Annotated in this window: 19 protein-coding genes and 1 riboswitch; of the genes, 11 read left to right on the top strand and 8 right to left on the bottom strand. The window is 68.7% G+C overall.

Annotated elements, in window-relative coordinates; translation table 11 throughout:
- Window positions 1–49 precede the first annotated feature (49 nt).
- The 7 genes from ASE31_RS22335 to ASE31_RS22305 all read left to right on the top strand — a co-directional run bounded on the left by ASE31_RS22335 (window position 50) and on the right by ASE31_RS22305 (window position 6,048).
- A complete protein-coding gene (locus tag ASE31_RS22335; RefSeq protein WP_057203996.1) occupies window positions 50–895 on the top strand; it encodes a TetR/AcrR family transcriptional regulator in 846 nt (281 codons plus the stop codon).
- The gene (locus ASE31_RS22330) at window positions 892–1,446 is read left to right on the top strand and encodes a DUF2867 domain-containing protein (protein ID WP_057203995.1); all 555 of its coding nucleotides are present in this window, start codon (window positions 892–894) and stop codon (window positions 1,444–1,446) included. Before ASE31_RS22335 ends, ASE31_RS22330 begins: the two co-directional genes overlap by 4 nt.
- Window positions 1,443–2,774 (top strand): AarF/ABC1/UbiB kinase family protein, encoded by a 1,332-nt coding sequence (locus ASE31_RS22325; RefSeq protein ID WP_057203994.1) that lies wholly within the window; start codon window positions 1,443–1,445, stop codon window positions 2,772–2,774. Before ASE31_RS22330 ends, ASE31_RS22325 begins: the two co-directional genes overlap by 4 nt.
- Window positions 2,775–2,802: 28 nt before the next feature.
- Window positions 2,803–3,183 (top strand): DUF6463 family protein, encoded by a 381-nt coding sequence (locus ASE31_RS22320; protein ID WP_057203993.1) that lies wholly within the window; start codon window positions 2,803–2,805, stop codon window positions 3,181–3,183.
- A gap of 147 nt (window positions 3,184–3,330) precedes the next feature.
- Window positions 3,331–3,771: a YXWGXW repeat-containing protein gene (locus tag ASE31_RS22315; protein WP_057203992.1), complete on the top strand. Its 441-nt coding sequence runs from the start codon at window positions 3,331–3,333 to the stop codon at window positions 3,769–3,771.
- Window positions 3,772–3,906: 135 nt separating this feature from the next.
- Entirely contained in the window at window positions 3,907–4,350 is a 444-nt protein-coding gene (locus ASE31_RS22310; RefSeq protein WP_057203991.1) for a YXWGXW repeat-containing protein, read from the top strand.
- 181 nt (window positions 4,351–4,531) lie between these two features.
- A riboswitch (glycine riboswitch) is annotated at window positions 4,532–4,640 on the top strand.
- Between the two features lie 94 nt (window positions 4,641–4,734).
- On the top strand, window positions 4,735–6,048 hold the full coding sequence (locus ASE31_RS22305) for a D-amino acid dehydrogenase (protein WP_057203990.1): 1,314 nt from the start codon (window positions 4,735–4,737) through the stop codon (window positions 6,046–6,048).
- A 12-nt stretch (window positions 6,049–6,060) separates the two neighbouring features.
- On the opposite strand, the gene ASE31_RS22300 is transcribed toward ASE31_RS22305, so the two are convergent.
- Both ASE31_RS22300 and ASE31_RS22295 read right to left on the bottom strand, forming a co-directional pair.
- Window positions 6,061–6,366: a cytochrome c gene (locus tag ASE31_RS22300; RefSeq protein WP_057204135.1), complete on the bottom strand. Its 306-nt coding sequence runs from the start codon at window positions 6,364–6,366 to the stop codon at window positions 6,061–6,063.
- Between the two features lie 28 nt (window positions 6,367–6,394).
- Window positions 6,395–7,609, bottom strand: coding sequence for a sulfite oxidase (locus ASE31_RS22295; protein WP_057203989.1), 1,215 nt, complete (start codon window positions 7,607–7,609; stop codon window positions 6,395–6,397).
- Window positions 7,610–7,840: 231 nt separating this feature from the next.
- On the opposite strand from ASE31_RS22295, the gene ASE31_RS22290 reads away from it, so the two are divergent.
- Entirely contained in the window at window positions 7,841–8,995 is a 1,155-nt protein-coding gene (locus ASE31_RS22290; RefSeq protein WP_057203988.1) for a rhodanese-like domain-containing protein, read from the top strand.
- 15 nt (window positions 8,996–9,010) lie between these two features.
- Here ASE31_RS22290 and ASE31_RS22285 read toward each other — a convergent pair whose 3' ends face one another.
- From ASE31_RS22285 to ASE31_RS22275, 3 genes are all read right to left on the bottom strand, one after another.
- On the bottom strand, window positions 9,011–10,315 hold the full coding sequence (locus tag ASE31_RS22285) for an FIST N-terminal domain-containing protein (protein WP_057203987.1): 1,305 nt from the start codon (window positions 10,313–10,315) through the stop codon (window positions 9,011–9,013).
- Between the two features lie 62 nt (window positions 10,316–10,377).
- Entirely contained in the window at window positions 10,378–11,205 is an 828-nt protein-coding gene (locus tag ASE31_RS22280; protein WP_057203986.1) for a PhaM family polyhydroxyalkanoate granule multifunctional regulatory protein, read from the bottom strand.
- 88 nt (window positions 11,206–11,293) lie between these two features.
- Window positions 11,294–11,785 (bottom strand): copper chaperone PCu(A)C, encoded by a 492-nt coding sequence (locus ASE31_RS22275; RefSeq protein ID WP_057203985.1) that lies wholly within the window; start codon window positions 11,783–11,785, stop codon window positions 11,294–11,296.
- A gap of 223 nt (window positions 11,786–12,008) precedes the next feature.
- On the opposite strand from ASE31_RS22275, the gene ASE31_RS22270 reads away from it, so the two are divergent.
- Both ASE31_RS22270 and ASE31_RS22265 read left to right on the top strand, forming a co-directional pair.
- Complete coding sequence (locus ASE31_RS22270) at window positions 12,009–12,653, top strand: glutathione S-transferase (protein WP_057203984.1); 645 nt, start codon at window positions 12,009–12,011, stop codon at window positions 12,651–12,653.
- A gap of 39 nt (window positions 12,654–12,692) precedes the next feature.
- Window positions 12,693–13,106: a VOC family protein gene (locus tag ASE31_RS22265; protein WP_057204134.1), complete on the top strand. Its 414-nt coding sequence runs from the start codon at window positions 12,693–12,695 to the stop codon at window positions 13,104–13,106.
- A 70-nt stretch (window positions 13,107–13,176) separates the two neighbouring features.
- On the opposite strand, the gene ASE31_RS22260 is transcribed toward ASE31_RS22265, so the two are convergent.
- Window positions 13,177–13,725: an Rrf2 family transcriptional regulator gene (locus tag ASE31_RS22260; RefSeq protein ID WP_057203983.1), complete on the bottom strand. Its 549-nt coding sequence runs from the start codon at window positions 13,723–13,725 to the stop codon at window positions 13,177–13,179.
- A gap of 157 nt (window positions 13,726–13,882) precedes the next feature.
- Here ASE31_RS22260 and nhaR point away from each other — a divergent pair, with 157 nt between their 5' ends.
- Window positions 13,883–14,779, top strand: coding sequence for a transcriptional activator NhaR (nhaR, locus tag ASE31_RS22255; protein ID WP_057203982.1), 897 nt, complete (start codon window positions 13,883–13,885; stop codon window positions 14,777–14,779).
- Between the two features lie 37 nt (window positions 14,780–14,816).
- Here the strand turns inward: nhaR and ASE31_RS22250 are convergent, their stop codons facing one another.
- On the bottom strand, window positions 14,817–15,770 hold the full coding sequence (locus ASE31_RS22250; RefSeq protein ID WP_082604303.1) for a sugar kinase: 954 nt from the start codon (window positions 15,768–15,770) through the stop codon (window positions 14,817–14,819).
- Entirely contained in the window at window positions 15,763–16,155 is a 393-nt protein-coding gene (locus tag ASE31_RS22245; protein ID WP_007849612.1) for a RidA family protein, read from the bottom strand. The genes ASE31_RS22250 and ASE31_RS22245 overlap by 8 nt, the downstream gene beginning before the upstream one ends.
- Between the last annotated feature and the right edge of the window lie 65 nt (window positions 16,156–16,220).

Here is a 16,220-nt window from a genome sequence, read left to right as displayed (position 1 = left end):
AAACAGAATTAACTATTCTTTAAATACCAAATTAATGGGATTTAAAGAAATGAAAACCACTCGCCAGCAGCAGGACGCTACGCGCCGCCAGATCGTGGCCAGCGCGGTCGATCTGATGACGCGCCAGGGCTTCGACGGCACGACGATGAAGGACATCGCGCGCGCGGCCGGCATTGGCGATGCGACGATCTACAAGTATTTCCCGACCAAGGACCGCATCGTGCTGGGCTATCTGGACGAAGCGGTGCGCAGCGCCCTGGCCGATACGCTGGCCACACCGGGCCTGGCGGACTACGGCCTGCAGGAAAAGCTGCAACGCCTGACCGACGCCGTGCTCGAGCGCCTGCTGCCCGACCGCGAGTTCGTGGCCGGGGTGCGCATCCTGGCCAGGCGCTCGCCGCTGTCCATGCTGGCCGAGCCGCTGGCGGCACGCCAGGCGCTGCGCGAGGCGGTGACGGGCTTCATCGAAACGGCCGAATCCCAGGGCGAGATCGAGCCCTGCGATTTCAAGGGGGTGGCCAGCGGCCTGTACGGCGACTACCTGGCGGGCGTGGTGGCCTACTGGCTGGCCGACGAATCGGACGAGTTCGCGGACACCACGCAACTGGTGGACCTGTCGCTGGGCGTGCTGGTGCTGGCGCTGCGCGCGGGCCTGGTGAACCGCGTGCTGCAGCTGGGCGGCTTCATGCTGCGCAGCCAGATGGCGCGCTTCATGCAGCACGGCAGCGGCCTGGTGGGCGTGCTGCGCATGGCCAAAAGCGCGTTGGGGGACACGATGGTGCCCGCGATGGATACGCCGCCGCGCACACCGCGCGCGCGCCCGTCGGCCCCGCCCCCCGTGGCCGATGCGCCCAAGCCCGCTCGCAAACCCCGTGCCCGCAAGGCCGCGCCATGAGCCCCGCCCGCACCGTCCGCGCCACCGCACTGCCCCAGGGCAGCGTGATCGCATCGCGACTGCCCGGCGCACAGTTCGCCGACTGCTTCGAAGCGGCCGACCCCACACCCGACAGCAGCGCGCTGCAGACCTGGCTCGACATGGTGAAACAAACGCCGGGCTGGGCACGCGCGCTCATGGCCCTGCGCAACCGCCTGGTGCGCATGGTGGGCCTCAAGGCTGTGGGGCAATTGCATGACGGCACCCGCCAGACTGAGGCGGGCTACCGCGTGGGCGATCTGGTGGGTTTCTTCGAGATCCGCCACCTGGGCGAGCGGGAGGTGGTGATGGGCGTGGACGACCGCCACCTGAACGTGCAGGTGTCGCTGCACAAGCGCATGCAGGACGGGCAGGCCGTGCTGGCTCTTTCCTCCGTGGTGCACATCCACAACGCGCTGGGCCACGCCTACATGGCCGTGATCGCGCCGTTCCACCGGCGCATCGTGCGGACCCTGCTGGCCCGGGCACAAGGCCTGGCTTCGGCAGGCACATTGGCGCAGCCCCGCGCATGACAGGCGCCAAGCCACCCCGCACCGGCACGCTCGCGCGCGGCACCATCACCGGCATCACGGCCGCGCGCCTGGGCCTGGCACAACTGGGCCAGCGCTTGCGGCCTGCCCACGCCGACGAAGTGGCACAGGCCGATGCCCAGGCCCGCCACGAGGCGGCCATGGGCCGCATCCTGTTCCAGGCCATGGGGCAGTTGCGCGGCACGGCGCTCAAGGTATCGCAGATCCTGAGCATGGACACCAGTTTTTTGCCCGAGGGCGTGCGGCGCGAGCTGGCGCGCGCCTGCCACCAGGCCACGCCGCTCAACCGCGCGCTGGTGGGCCGGGTGTTCCGCCAGGCCTTCGGGCAGGAGCCCGAGGCCCTGTTCACCCGCTTCGAGCCCCAGGCCTTTGCCGCCGCCAGCCTGGGCCAGGTGCACGGCGCCGAGCTGGCCGGGCATGGCGCCGTGGCGGTCAAGGTGCAGTACCCGGGCATTGCCTCGACCATCGCCTCGGACATGCGCCTGTTGCGCACCACCCTGCGTGCCCTGGCGCACAGCGACCTGCCGCTGCCCGGCGATGTGGTGGTGGAACGGGTGATGCAGGAGATCGAGCGCACGCTGCTGCACGAGGTGGACTACCTGCACGAGGCCCGGCAGCTGCAGTGGTTTGCCGAACATGCGGCGCTGCCGGGCATCGTGGTGCCGCAGCCCATCGCCTCGCACACCCGCGCGCAGGTGCTCACCCAGCAGTACCTGCCAGGCGTGCACCTGGGTGAATGGTTGCGCAGCGAGCCCACGCAGGCCGCACGCAACCAGGCCGGCCAACTGCTCTGGGACTGGTTCATGCACTGCACCTTTGGCCTTGGGCACATGCACGCGGACCTGCACCCGGGCAACTTTCTGTTCCTGCCGGACGGGCAACTCGGCGTGCTCGATTTCGGCTGCACGCGCGAGCTGTCGCCGGCCTTTCGCACCGGGGTGCTGCAGGCCTGGCGCGCGCTGCTGCAACCCGCGTCGCCTACCCATGCCCAAGGCGCGCTGCGGGCCTACGTGGCGCTGGGGCTGGTCGATGCAGCAATGGATGTCACCACCTTCACCGACGAGCTGATGCCCGCCCTCTCGATCATGCAGGCCTGGCAGACCGAGCCCTTCACAGAGCCGGTCTTCGACTTCGCAGGCAAGAGCCGGCCACCCGCCCCCGTGGCGGCGCAGCAAAAAGTGCTGGCCAGGCACCTGGCCGGCGTACCGCCCGAACTGCCGGCTTTCGAGCGCGCCTGGCTCGGGCTCATGCACCTGCTGACCGAAATCCGGGCGCAGGTACGCACGCAGGCCGACCGCTGGATCGGCTGACCGCCGCCCCACCCACAAGGAGAACTCCATGCACAGCCTCGCCCCGACCCTTGCCATGCTGGCCGCCCGCCCCTGGAAAGGCCGCTGGCTGCTGGCGGTGGCACTGCTGCACACGCTGGTGGCCGCCGTGCTGTTCGCGCCCCAGTGGCAGGCCTTGTGGCAGCGCGGCGTGTTCAATGCAGTGGCGGGCGATGTCCATATGGGCAACGCCATCTGGTTCCTGCTGTTCGGTGCCGTGCTCGCCCTGCTGGCCTGGGAGGTGATGGCGCTGGAGCGCAGCCAGCCGGCCGTGGCACTGCGCCCCATGGGCTGGTGCCTGCTGGCCCTGGTATTGGCCGGCGTGGTGCTGATGCCGGTGTCCGGCTGCTGGCTGGTGCTGCCGCCGGCCCTGGCCTTGCTGGTCCGCTGATGTGACATAAATCACGCTTTGGGCGCGCAAGCCGCGCCGCAGCAACACCCGCTTACAACTCTTCGCACGAGCACTACACCGGCTTGACGCAAAACGCCCACGATCAAGGCTCCGGTTCCGAAAGGAATCATTTCCAAGGAGACCTTCATGGCCCGCATCGCCCTCGCCGTCGCTTCCCTGGCCTTGCTGTCGCTGGGTGCCGTTGCCCCGGCGCTGGCATCCCCCAGCGCCACCGTCGTCATCCAGACCGGCAACCCTTACTACCAGCATCCCGTGCAGCGCCCCGCCCTGGCGCCGCTGCAGGTCACCCCGGTGCAGTACCACGCACCGCCCCCACCCCGCTACGAGGCGCCACCCCACGCGCGCCGTGGCATGGCCTGGGTGCCCGGCCATTGGGAATGGCGCGGCGGTCGCCACGTGTGGATCCAGGGCTACTGGGTCAAGGCCCGCCCCGGCTACAGCTACCGTGAACCGCGCTGGGAAGAGCGCGACGGCCGCCACCACATGCGCCCCGGCGGCTGGGACCGCGATGGCGATGGCGTGCCCAACCGCCACGATCGCCGCCCGGACAACCCCTACCGCAACTGACGGGGGCCTGCCGGCTGCCCTGGTGGCGCCGGCCCCGCTCGCCTACAGGGACCAAGGCGCAGCGCCTACAGACGTGGCGCCGCTGCCTGCCCACCATACAAAGGCGATACAACAACATTGAAGAAGGAGTCATCCATGGCTTACAAAACCACTTACGCAGCCCTTATTGCAACCACTCTGGCCCTGGCAAGCCTCTCGTCCGTAGCCACGGCCCAGCCGGTGCACCAAGGTACCGTGGTGATCCAGTCGGGCCCCCAGGGGTACCAGGTGATCCCCGCCCCTCCACCACCCCGCCGTGAAGCGGTGCCACGCCCACGCCGTGGCCAGGTCTGGGAAGAAGGCCATTGGGACTGGCGTGGCGGCCGCCACGTCTGGGTCGCCGGCCACTGGGTCAAGGCCCGCCCGGGCTACGCCTACCGCCAGCCCACCTGGCAGGAACGCGATGGCCGCTGGGAAATGCGCCGTGGCGGCTGGGACCGTGATGGTGACGGCGTTGCCAACCGCAACGACCGGGACCGCGATGGCGATGGCGTGTCGAACCGCCGCGACAGCAACCCTGACAATCCGCGCCGCAACTGACACCTGACCGGGCCACTGCCCGGTCTTGTATCAGCAACGAACGCCGCACATTAGCTGCGGCGTTCGCTTTTGTGCGCTGGCCTCGCCCTAGAATGGCCCCCGCAGGAGAGCAAGCGGCACCGCCCGCTTCACCGAAGGCGCAAACTCCCATGCACGCTCAGGTTCCGTACTGCACCATTCATCAAGGCCGTCTGGAGAGCCGCTACGCCATGTAGCGCACCGAAGGAGCAAGCCGCAGCCCATGAGGGGCGGCGGTGAATCTCTCAGGTACCAAGGACAGGGGGAGCGGCAGCCGGGCCATGACGTGCCCGCTGCGCGTTGTTGAGACCCACACCCGCAGCGACACCGACAGGCCCGGCGATTGCCCTTCCAGAGGCTTTCAAAATGCGTGTGATCGTTCTTGGCGCCGGCCTGCTCGGCGTGACTTCGGCCTATTTCCTGCAGCAACTCGGCCACGAGGTGACCGTCATCGACCGCCAGGGTGCGCCCGGTGCGGAAACCAGCTTTGCCAACGGTGGCCAGATCTCGGTGAGCCATGCCGAGCCCTGGGCCAACCCCAGCGCGCCACTCAAGGTGCTGCAGTGGCTGGGCAAGGAAGATGCCCCCCTGCTGTTCCGCATCCGCGCCGACATGCGCCAGTGGCTCTGGGGCCTGTCGTTCCTGCGCAACTGCACACCGGCACGCACGCGCCACAACATCGAGCAGATCGTGCGCCTCGGCACCTACAGCCGCGACACGCTGCAGCAGCTGCGCGCTGCCACCGGCATCGCCTACGACCAGCGCACCCGGGGCATCCTGCACTTCTATACCGACCAGAAGGAGTTCGATGGCGCCCTGGCCCCGGCCGAGCAGATGCGCCAGCTCGGCTGCGAGCGCCAGGTCATCAGCGCCGACGAGGCCGTGCGCATCGAGCCGGCCCTGGCGCACATCCGCCCGCAGCTGGCTGGCGCCACCTACACCGCGGAGGACGAGTCGGGCGATGCCAATACCTTCACGCGCGAGCTGGCACAGCTGTGCGAGGCAGCGGGCGTGCAGTTCCGCCTGGGGCACCACATCACGGCGCTGCGCGAGGCCGGCGGGCGCATCGACCATGTGGAGGTGACCACCGCAGAGGGCCGCTTCGAGCGCGTACACGGCGACGCCTTCGTGCTGGCCATGGGCTCGTTCAGCCCGCTGCTGGCACAGCCCCTGGGCATCCGCCTGCCCATCTACCCGGCCAAGGGCTACTCGGTGACCATGCCGGTCAAGGACGCATCGATGGCGCACCAGGTGAGCCTGACGGACGATGAGTACAAGCTGGTCTTCTCGCGCTACACCAGCGAACGCGGTGACCGCCTGCGCATTGCCGGCACGGCCGAACTCAACGGCTACAACCGCGACCTCAACCAGGTGCGCTGCGACGCCATCGTGCGCCGCGTGGAGCAGTTGTTTCCCGGCGCGGGCGATGCCAGCCGGGCCCAGTTCTGGACCGGCCTGCGCCCCGCCACGCCGAGCAACGTGCCGCTGATCGGCAAGACGAAACTCGGCAACCTGTTCCTCAACACCGGCCACGGCACGCTGGGCTGGACGCATGCCTGCGGCTCGGGCAAGTCGGTGGCGCGCATCGTGAGCGGCCTGGCGCCGGAACTGGACTTCGCGTTCACGGGCATGCCGCAGAGCAGCGTGCCCAGCCTGTTGCCTGCGGCGTCGAAGGCCTGAGCAAGCGCACGGTCAGGGCGCGGCGCCCGAGGCCTGCGCGACGAAACTCGCCAGCGCCCGCATGTCCTTGTCGCTGAGCTTGTCGGCATAGGACGGCATGACGCCGATGCCCGCGCGCAGGGCACGCAGCACGCGCTCGGCGTTGGGCTTGAGCTCGTCCAGGATGGGGCCCACCTGCCCCTCGGCTCCGGCCGCCTGCAGCGTGTGGCACACGGCACAGGAGGGCTGGATCTTGCCGAACAGCTCCTTGCCCCGTGCCAGTTCGCTGGCGTCGGCGGCCCCAACGGCGCCGGTGACCAACGCCAGCAGCGCGGCCATGGCCGTGGTGCGCAAACTGCTCACCACCTCAAGCGACTGCCACGGTCACACCGTGGTCGCGCCAGCTCGTGTTGTTGTAGCCGCCCAGGTTTTCCTCGCGCTGCTCGGGCTGCACGTTGCCAGCCGTGTCGGTGGCGCGGCTGAGCAGTTCGTGCGAGCCTGCGGCCAGGCGCACGGGCAGCACGAACTGGCGCCACGCAAAGCGGCCCAGGTCAGGCCCGATGAGCTGGGCCGCCTGCCAGGTCTTGCCGCCATCCACCGAGACGTCCACGCCCTTGACGCCGCGCGTGCCGCCAAATGCCACGCCATGCACCTGCACCTGACCGGCCTTGAGCGTGCCTTGCTCGGGCAGGGGACCGTTGATCCAGGACTTGGTCGTCATCTCCCACACCGAGGGCTGCTCGGGGCTGGCCTTGGTGCCGGGCGGCGACATGCGGTAGCCGTGGGACATGATGCGCGCCTGGGACTGCTCGGCACCGAAGGCCACGCGCTTGACGTACTTGATGTTGTTCACCCCCTGGTAGCCCGGCACGATCAGGCGCAGCGGCCCACCATGTGCCAGCGGCATCGGCTCGCCGTTCATCTCCCAGGCCAGGATGGCATCGTCCAGCGCCTGGATGGGCACCGAGCGCTCGACCACCACCGTGAGGGGGTCCACGCCCTCGGGCAATTTCTCGCCACCCGTGCCGGTGAGGTAGGCAGCACTGCCCGCCAGTCCACCCAGGGCGGCCACCACGTTGCGCAGCGGCACGCCGCTCCAGACCACGCAGCCTGCCGCACCCACCGTCCACGGCGTACCGCTGGGCTTGCTGGGGAAAAAGCCGCGCCCGTTGCCCGAGCACTGCAGCACCGTGGTCACGGTCTCGATGCCCAGGGTCCGCAGTTCGGCCAGGGTCAGCGTGCGCGGTGCCTTTACGCCCTCGATGGAGACGCTCCAGGCATCGCGGTCGGCCACGATGGCGGCATCGGGCGCGGGCAGGTTGTTGCGGATGTACAGCTGGCTCGATGGCGTGACCACGCCCGTGCCGAACGCCGCGCGGCGCGTCTCCAGGGTGCTGCTGCTGTGCACGATCAGGCTGCCAGGGTTCTTCCATCCCGCATAGGCGGGCAGCGGCTTGGCCGCTGCGGCCGGCACGGCCTGGGCATGCACCCCCCTTGTCCATGCGGCCAGCCCCAGGGCGCTCAGTGCGGCAGCGCTGCCGGTGAGCAGGTGGCGGCGCGGCAAGGTCACGGGATTCTTCATGGAACGGTCCTCCAGAGTTGACAAAGCAAAGGCAGTGTTTCCGCAGTCGGCACCGGTCGCAGACGGCCGCCAGGATGCAGGGCATATCCCATTCTGGTATGGCAGCCCCGATTTGCCCTGGGGGTTTGTGAGAGCAGGTGTAAGAAATGGCAACAACACCGCGAAGGACGTGTGTTCGGTAGCGCCCTGGTGCATATTTGACATCGGCTGACAGACTCCGGAGGAGACACCATGTACCGCACAACACGCCCTGCCTTGCTGTCCCTGTTGCTGCTGTTGCTCAGTCCCCTGGCCCAGGCCCAGCTCACGGCCATCGTGGCCGTGGAGCCCACGGCCACGATGGCCGCGCACAGCATCCTGCGCAGCGCGTTCGAGTCGGGCCTGTCCAAGGCCGCGGGCCAACCCGCCACCGTGGCCACCAGCGAAGACCTGGCCGATGTCATGCGCGCCACGCGCAGCGCGGGCTACGACGTGTTCATCGGCCCGGCCCAGGTGGCAGCCTCGGCGCTGCAGCGCGGGTACGAGCTGGTGGGCGCCACCCAGAAATCGGACCTGTACCTGCTCGTGGGCTCCCCCCAGGTGGCCAATGTGGCGGCGATGAAAGGCCAGCGCCTGTACCTGCCCCAGCAGGACTCGATCTACACCTACATGGCACGCGGCATGCTCAATGAAGCCGGCCTGTCGTTCCAGGACCTCAAGTCGGTGCTGCACGAGAAGCACCCGCAGGCGGGCTTGAGCGCGCTGGTGCTGGGCAGCACCGATGCCACCGTGGTGCGGGCGGATGACTGGGCCGAATGGTCCGCCACCCACAAGGGCGATGCGCGGGTGCTGGCGACCTCGCAGCCGGTGCCGGGTGGCTTCTCGATCACCGTGAAGAAGGACTTGCCCGCCGACGTCAGGGCACGCCTGGCGCAGTGGTTCGCCTCGGGCTCCAGTACCGTGGGGCTGAGCCCGGTGGCCCTGCGCCCCGAAGCACAGGAGTACCGCCGCGTGGCGGAACTCGGCCTTTTCACCCCCAACAGCCTGCCTGGCGTGAACCGCATCACGGCGCGCGAGGCGCAGAAGCTGCAGGCGCAAGGAGCGGTGGTGGTCGACACGCGCACCGAGAAGGAATTCAAGGCCAAGCGCATCCGCGGCGCCGTGTTCGCGGCCTACGTGGAGAAAAGCCTCAAGGACGTGGCTTTCAACGCCGCTCAGGATGACTTCCAGGCCCTGGAGAAAGTGGACCGCAGCAAGCCCGTGATCTTTGCCTGCAACGGGGCTGAATGCTGGAAGTCCTACAAGGCGGCCAAGGTCGCGGCCAGCAAGGGCTACAAGACGGTGTACTGGTTGCGCGGCGGCCTGCCCGAGTGGGATGCCGACGGGCTTCCGACCGAAAGTAGCTGACCAGTCTGCCGGCCTTCAGGTGAAGACCGTGAGCACGCCCGTGTAGCCGTACAGGTGGTGGTGCGCGATCTCGCCGCCCGCGAAAAAGCCCGTCAGCGGCACGTCGCCCAGCGCATGGCGCACGATCTGCAGCTCTGCGCTGGGTCCGCCGAAGTGCGGGCCACCGCGGCCTGAGCAGCTCACGTAGATGGCGCCGCGAATGCGCCGACCGCCCTGCGCCGCGGCCGGGCCATGCGCCGCAGCTCCGGGCGCCGGGGCCATGGCGCGGCCCGTATGGTCCTGCGACTCCAGGGGCGCAGGCTCCAGTTCCTCGGGCTCCAGCTCCTCGCGGATCTCGGCGCAGATGCGCATCAGGTCGGCGCGTGCCGCCGATACGTTGCGCTGGCAGAAGGCCAGGTGCATGCCGGGCTCCACCCGGTCGCCAAGGGCCACCCCCCGGCGCGCGCCGTCCAGGCCGACGATGTGGCGCACGCGGGTGTCGGTGCCAAAGTGGCCGGTGCGCTGCGGGCCCCGGGGCTGCTCTCCGGCATCCACCAGCCCGGCCAGCGTGGCGCGCACCTTGCGCAGCGCGGGCTGCGGATCACCGTCGAGCGATACCTCCAGCGTGTCGAGCAGCACGTCGAGCGCCGGCTCGCCATCGAGCTGCAGCACCACGTTCTCATGCGCAGCAGTCACACGGCGCAGCGGCCCCACGGGCTGGCAGCCCTGGGTGACGCGCGAGACCAGGGCCACCCCGGAGCCGAAGGCCACCCCCGACATGCCGCCATCAAAGACACCGCTGGCACCACCCTGCCCGGCAATATTGCCGTCACCGGCGACCGCGAACTGCACGCCCGCCCCGCGGCTGGCGCTCAGGCCGCCAAACAGGTAGCCGGTCTCCGTGCGCGCAGCCATTTCGGCCAGCAACTCGGCCAGCTCGGGTGTGTGGCCGTCGGCATGCACCAGCGCCGTGTGGGCCACGAAGCCACTGGACGGTTGGCGCGGCAGCGGGGCCACGCCCGAGAACACGCGGTACTGGTCGGGCGAGACATCGAGCAGCATCACGGACAGTGCAGGCTCGTCGAAATACTCGGCATTGTTGACGGCCACGCCCACGCCCACGGTGCCGCTCCAGTCGGTCACGCCGGGCAGCTCGCTGGCCAGGTGGTCGAGCAGGGCCTGGGCATCGCCCGCATAGTGGTCGGTGATGTAGAGCAGGCCCAGCGTGGGGGCACTCGCGTACTGGGGCAGCGCCATCTGCGCGCGCAGCTGCGCCAGCGCCAGGGCCGCAGCCATGCGCCACTGGGGGTGGGTCGCATGGCCGGAGGGAAAGAGTGTCATGGTGTGTGTCTTCTCGCAGGCGGTTGCGCGGCGCCCGCCCGCGCGGGACGCACAGGCCGGGGTCAGCCTGCGCTCTTGCGCGGCGCGCGCTTGGCCGCAGCCGTTGCCTTTTTCGCGGCCGGCCGGGCCTTGGCTACAGGTTTGGCCGCTGCCTTTTTGGCGGCGGGCTTGCGCTCGCCCGACATGCTCTTCATGCCTTTGGCAGCGAACTGGCTGGCCATGCCGGTGGCCGTCTTGATGGCCTCCTTGGCCAGGCCGGTGGCCATGTTCTTGGTGGTATCGAGGGCAGTCTGCTTGGCCGCATCCTTCATGGCATTGGCGGCGATCTGCTGGAACTGGCCGGTGAGCGCGCCCCACCACTGCAGCGGGTCCACCACGGAGGCGTCCGGTGCCGAGGCAGCGGACTTGCCTTTCTTGGCCTTGCCAGGCGCCTGCACCTCGGGCTCGGCCTCTGCCTGCTCAGGCTCCTCTTCCTTCGCGCGGCCGGTGACGCGGGCAGCCGCACCGGCGACGGCCCCGGCCGCACCACTCACCGTGTCGGCCGCCTTTTGCACGCCGCTCATCACCGTATCGGCGGTCTTCAGTTTGAAGGCGTTGGCCACATCCCCCATGCTGAAGTTCATGCCTTTGAGGGTGGCCAGGGTCATCTTCTGCACCTCCAGCGCCTGGATGGTAGCGGCCAGCGCGCGGGAGTTCTGCTCCAGCCAGAATTGCACGGCCTTGAGTTCGTCGATGCGCTTGTCCAGTTCTTCGACGCTAATGGTCGGTGCCACCCAGTTCGAGAGGTTGGGCAGTTGCGGAATGCTGGTCGACGCACCCTTGGCCAGGCTCTGCAGGAAATCGAAACCGGGGACGAATTTGCCGAAACCAAAGTTGGATGTGTCGCTCATGGCTGCTCCGCAAGAAGGGGGTTGGAACCTGTCTTGACAGCTTACCCCAATGAGTGGCGGCTGGCGATGGCCTGCACAGGCCCCTGGCTCAGTGTTTGTGCCCATGCGCCGGGGCTGCCGCCCCAGGCTGTGCACCCGGCGCGCTGGCCGCCACGGGCACGGTCAGCTCGAGTTTGCTTTCAACTCCCTTGGCGTCCTTGAACGTCAGCGTGAGGGGCACGGTGCTGTCCTTGGCCAGGGGGGCCTTGAGGTCCAGCAACATGACGTGAAAGCCACCGGGCTTGAGCTCCACGGCCTTGCCTGCGGGCAGATCGAGCACCGGTACGGCGCGCATGCGCATCACGTCGCCATCGACCTTCATCTCATGCACCTCGGTCACGCCAGCGGCGGGGGATGAAGCGCTGACCAGGCGCGCGCCCTGCGGTGCCGTGAGCTTCATGAAGGCACCGGTGCCCTTCTGGCCTGGCACGCTGGCGCGGGCCCAGGCGCCCTCGACCTTCACGTCGGAAACCTGGGCCAGCGCGGGGGCGGCCAGCAGGGCGCACAGGGTGAGGCCGGTGAGGGTGCGGGAGAAAATCATGCAATAGGCTCCTGGAGAACGGTGGCGGCGCGGATGGCGGGGCCAGGGCGGCCGCTCCTGAGAATGGAAGGGATTGCGCAGCAAGCGCGTGCTCCCTCATTGTAGGGAGGGCCCCCTGGCACGCCGCCGCGCGTCATCTGCGCGACGCGCCCGGCCCCGGCCAGCCCCTAGCATGGCGGCTGGCGCACACCAATGGCCCCCAAGGCAATACAGGAGACACCCCATGCTCACACTCTGCGGCTTTTCGGCCAGCAACTACTACAACAAGGTCAAGCTCGCGCTGCTCGAAAAGGGCGTGCCCTTCACCGAGGAACTGGCCTGGATCGGCGAAACCGACCGCAGTGCCAGCCCGCTGGGCAAGGTGCCCTACCTGCGCACCCCGGGCGGCACGCTGTGCGAGTCGGCCGTGATCGCCGACTACATCGAGTCGGCCTACCCCGCGCATCCGCTGATCCCGGCCGACCCGTTGGCCGCCGGCAAGGTGCGCGAGCTGATCACCTTCATGGAACTGCACCTGGAACTGGTGGCGCGCAATCTGTACCCGCAAGCCTTTTTCGGCAGCACGGTAAGCGAGGCCGCGCGCGAAAAAGTCGGCGCCCAACTGGCCAAGAACGTCGCGGCATTCGCCCAGCTCACGAAGTTCAGCCCCTTCATCGGCGGCGACACGTTCACGGCGGCGGACTGCGCGGCCATCGTGCACCTGCCCCTGGTGTCCTCGGCCACCAAGATCATCTACGGCCGCGACTTCTTGGCCGACCTGCCGGTGCGTGAATACCTGGCCCGCATGAATGAGCGCCCCCATGTGGCGCGCGTGAACGCCGACCGCAAGACCAACACCGCTGAAATGCTGGCCCGCCCCAAAGGCTGACGTCGCAAGGGGGTGCGCATCGGCTGCTATCCTGCGCCGATGCACAGCCTTTTCCACCTTGCCTTCAACGTCACCGATCTCGACGCAGCCCGCCGCTTCTACGGCGGCGTGCTGGGCTGCCGCGAAGGCCGCAGCACCGACACCTGGGTCGATTTCGACTTCTTCGGCCACCAGATCTCATTGCACCTGGGCACGCCGTTCGCCAGCGCCGCCACCGGCCATGTGGGCGAGCATCTGGTGCCCATGCCGCACTTCGGCGCCATCCTCGAATTGCCCGCCTGGAAGGCCGTGGCCGAGCGGCTGCGCGCGGCCGGCACGCCCTTCGTGCTCGCGCCCCAGGTGCGCTTCGAGGGGGAGCCCGGCGAGCAGTGGACGATGTTCTTCCGCGACCCGAGCGGCAACCCGATCGAGATGAAGGGTTTCAAATCCATGGAGCAGGTGTACGCGGCCTGAGAGGCTTAGCCGACCCCTGCCCTGAAAAATCGGGCGCAGGGGGTGGCCACCCTCCCCCTGGCACGCCTCTTCAGCGCCGCTGCATCAGCGGCATGGTGCCCAGTGCGAACACCGAGTTGGGCACCCCCACCCCGGCCATGCGCGGCTTGGGCTTGCTTGTCGGCACGGCGCGGGCACGCTGCTGCGGCTCGACCGCATCCACCACCACGCCACGCTCGATCTCCTGGGCCACCAGTTCCGCCAGGCTCACGGACTGCAGGTAGTCCATCACCCGGCTGTTGAAGGTGATCCACAGCTCGCCCGTCATGGCCGTCATCTGCGCGGCCTGGCCCTGGCCCAGCCCCTGGGTGTCATCGCCCTTGAGGTTCTCCACCGCCAGGATGATCTCGGCCACGGACACCTGCTCGGCGCGGCGCGCCAGGGTGTAGCCGCCGCCGGGGCCGCGCGTGCTGTCCACCAGCCCGGCGCGCCGCAGCGCGCTGAACAGCTGCTCCAGGTAGGACAGCGAGGTGCCCTGGCGTGCACTGATGGTCGACAGTGCCACAGGACGCATCTGCTGGCGCAGTGCGAGATCGGTCATGGCCGACACGGCAAGTTGCCCTCGGGTAGTGATACGCATCTTTGACTCCTTGTGAACGTTGTATGGCCAGGGTTCGGTGCCCGAAGGGGCGTTCCGCGATCTGTCCATGTACGTACTGTAGGGATCTTGACACTTCGCGTATATTCGATTTATTGAGTTTTTTACTTCGATTTTTGCGAAGTATCAAGGAGACGGCATGAACTTCAAACACCTGCGCTACTTCTGGACCACGGCCAAGGCGGGCGGCATCATGCGCGCTGGCGAGCAGCTCAACACCTCGCCGCAGACACTGTCGGGCCAGATCAAACAGCTGGAGGAGTGGCTGGGCCATGACCTGTTCAGGAAGCGCGGCCGGGGGCTGGAGCTGACCAGCGAAGGCCGGGTGGCACTGGGCTATGCGGAGCAGATCTTTACCCTCGGCGACGAGCTCGAAAAGTCCATCCGCCTGGCACGAGGGCAGTCGCGCCCGATCACCTTCCGGGTGGGCGTGGCAGATTCGGTGGCCAAGTCGGTTGCCTATCACCTGCTGGAGCCGGCGATGGGCCTGGCCGAGCAGGTGCACATGACCTGCCACGAAGGCAAGTTCCCCGAGCTGGTGGCGCAGCTGAGCCTGAACCGGCTGGACCTGGTGCTGGCCGACGAGCCGGTCTCCAAGAAGATCGGTGTCAAGGCCTTCAACCACGGCCTGGGCACCAGTTCCATGAGCTTCTTTTGCGCGCCGACCCTGCGCAGCCAGCTGCAAGGCCCGTTCCCCAAGTGCCTGCACGGCGCGCCGATGCTGATCCAGGGGCCCATGTCCTCGGTGCGCCAGCAGCTCGACCACTGGTTCAACAAGCACCAGCTGCAGCCACGCCTGGTGGGGGAGTTCGACGACAGCGCGCTGATGAACGCCTTTGGGCGCGAGGGCCGCGGGGTGTTCACCTCGCCCACGGTGCTGGAGGAGGAGACCCAGGCCCAGTTCGGGGTGGAGGTGATCGGCCGCTCTTCGGAACTGGTGGAGGAGTTCTTCGCGATCTCGGTGGAGCGGCGCATCAGCCACCCCTGTGTGGCCGCCATCACCAAGGCGGCGCGGTCCGACCTGTTCGCGCAGTGACGGCGCGGGGCACCGGCCCCGCACCACCCACCGCTGCCTACCCTGCAGCCACCTGCACCTGGCGCGCGTACGGGAGCGGCGCGACGGCGCCATAGCCCTGCACGGCCAGTGCGGCCGCCGCGTTGGCATAGCGCGCCGCCGCGAACACGTCGTCGCCCTGGGCCAGGCGGGCCAGCAGGTTGCCGCAGAAGCAGTCGCCCGCACCGGTGGCATCCACGGGGGTGACACGCTGGCCGGGCATGCGTTCGCGGCGCTGGCCGTTGCTGGCCAGCGCCCCCTCGGCCCCGAGCTTGAGCACCACGGTGGCCGCGCCCCGGGCATGGCCCCAGTCGACGATGGCGTCCGGGTCGGACAGGCCCGTCAGGGCCTGCATGTCCTCCAGGCTGGGCAGGAAGATGTCGCACAGCGCCACGGCCTGCGCGATGCAGGCCTGGGCCCGCGCCAGCGGCCAGAGCTTGAGGCGCAGGTTGGAGTCGAAGGCCACCAGCGTGCCGGCCTCGCGCGCCAGGCGCATGGCCTCGAAGGCGGTGTCGCAGGCCTGGGGCGAGATGGCCAGCGAAATGCCCGACAGGTGCAGAATGCGCGCGGCCTGCAGCACGGCGGTGGGCTCGCCGGCCAGCCATTGCGGCGACATGCGGCTCGCGGCCGAGCCCGCGCGCAGGTAGCTGAACTCGTGCCCGGCATCCCCGTGCGAGACGAAGTAGATGCCCGTGGGGTGTTCGCCATCGCCCTGCACCGCGCGGGTGTCCACGCCCTCGGTGTGCCACAGCGCGGTGAGCGCCTGGCCGAAGCTGTCCTGCCCGATGCGCGTGAGGTAGGCCACGCGCGCGCCGGCCCGCGCCGCCGCGATGGCGGCGTTGCTGGTGTCGCCGCCGAAGCCGCGCAGGTACTGCGGCTGGCCGGGGTGGATCTGGTTGAACTCGACCATGGCCTCACCCAGCGCGGCCACGTCGAAGCTCCTGCCCTTGGAGGTGTTGGCGCGCTCAGGCACGGGGCTTGTAGGCGGTGACGTCGATCTCGACCTTGGCGTCGATCATGAGGCGCGACTCCACCGTCGAACGCGCGGGCCGGTGCTCGCCGAAGCACTCCATGTAGACGCGGTTGAAGCTGCCGAAATCGCGCGCATCGGCCAGCCAGACGCTGACCTTGGCCACGTCGGCCAGGGTGCAGTCGGCCAGCGCCAGGGCATCCTTGACGCGCTGGAACACCTGGCGCGTCTGCGCCTCGATGCCGCCGACGATGACCTGGCCCTGGTCGTCCGTGGGCACTTGGCCCGAGACGAAGACGAAGTCGCCGGCGCGCGTGGCGGGCGACAGGGGCCGCGCCTGGCGGTCGGAGGCGATGGGGGACTGGCCCAGCAGTTCTACATGGCTCATGCAAGCTCCTTGTGTAATGAATTTACATAAATCATCGAAAAAAACCCGTTTGACTTTCACAAACG

Source organism: Acidovorax sp. Root217 (assembly GCF_001428645.1).
Classification (GTDB): domain Bacteria; phylum Pseudomonadota; class Gammaproteobacteria; order Burkholderiales; family Burkholderiaceae_C; genus Acidovorax.
Note: the sequence above shows the minus strand (reverse complement) of the source record. Positions and strands in the feature narration are given on the sequence as shown.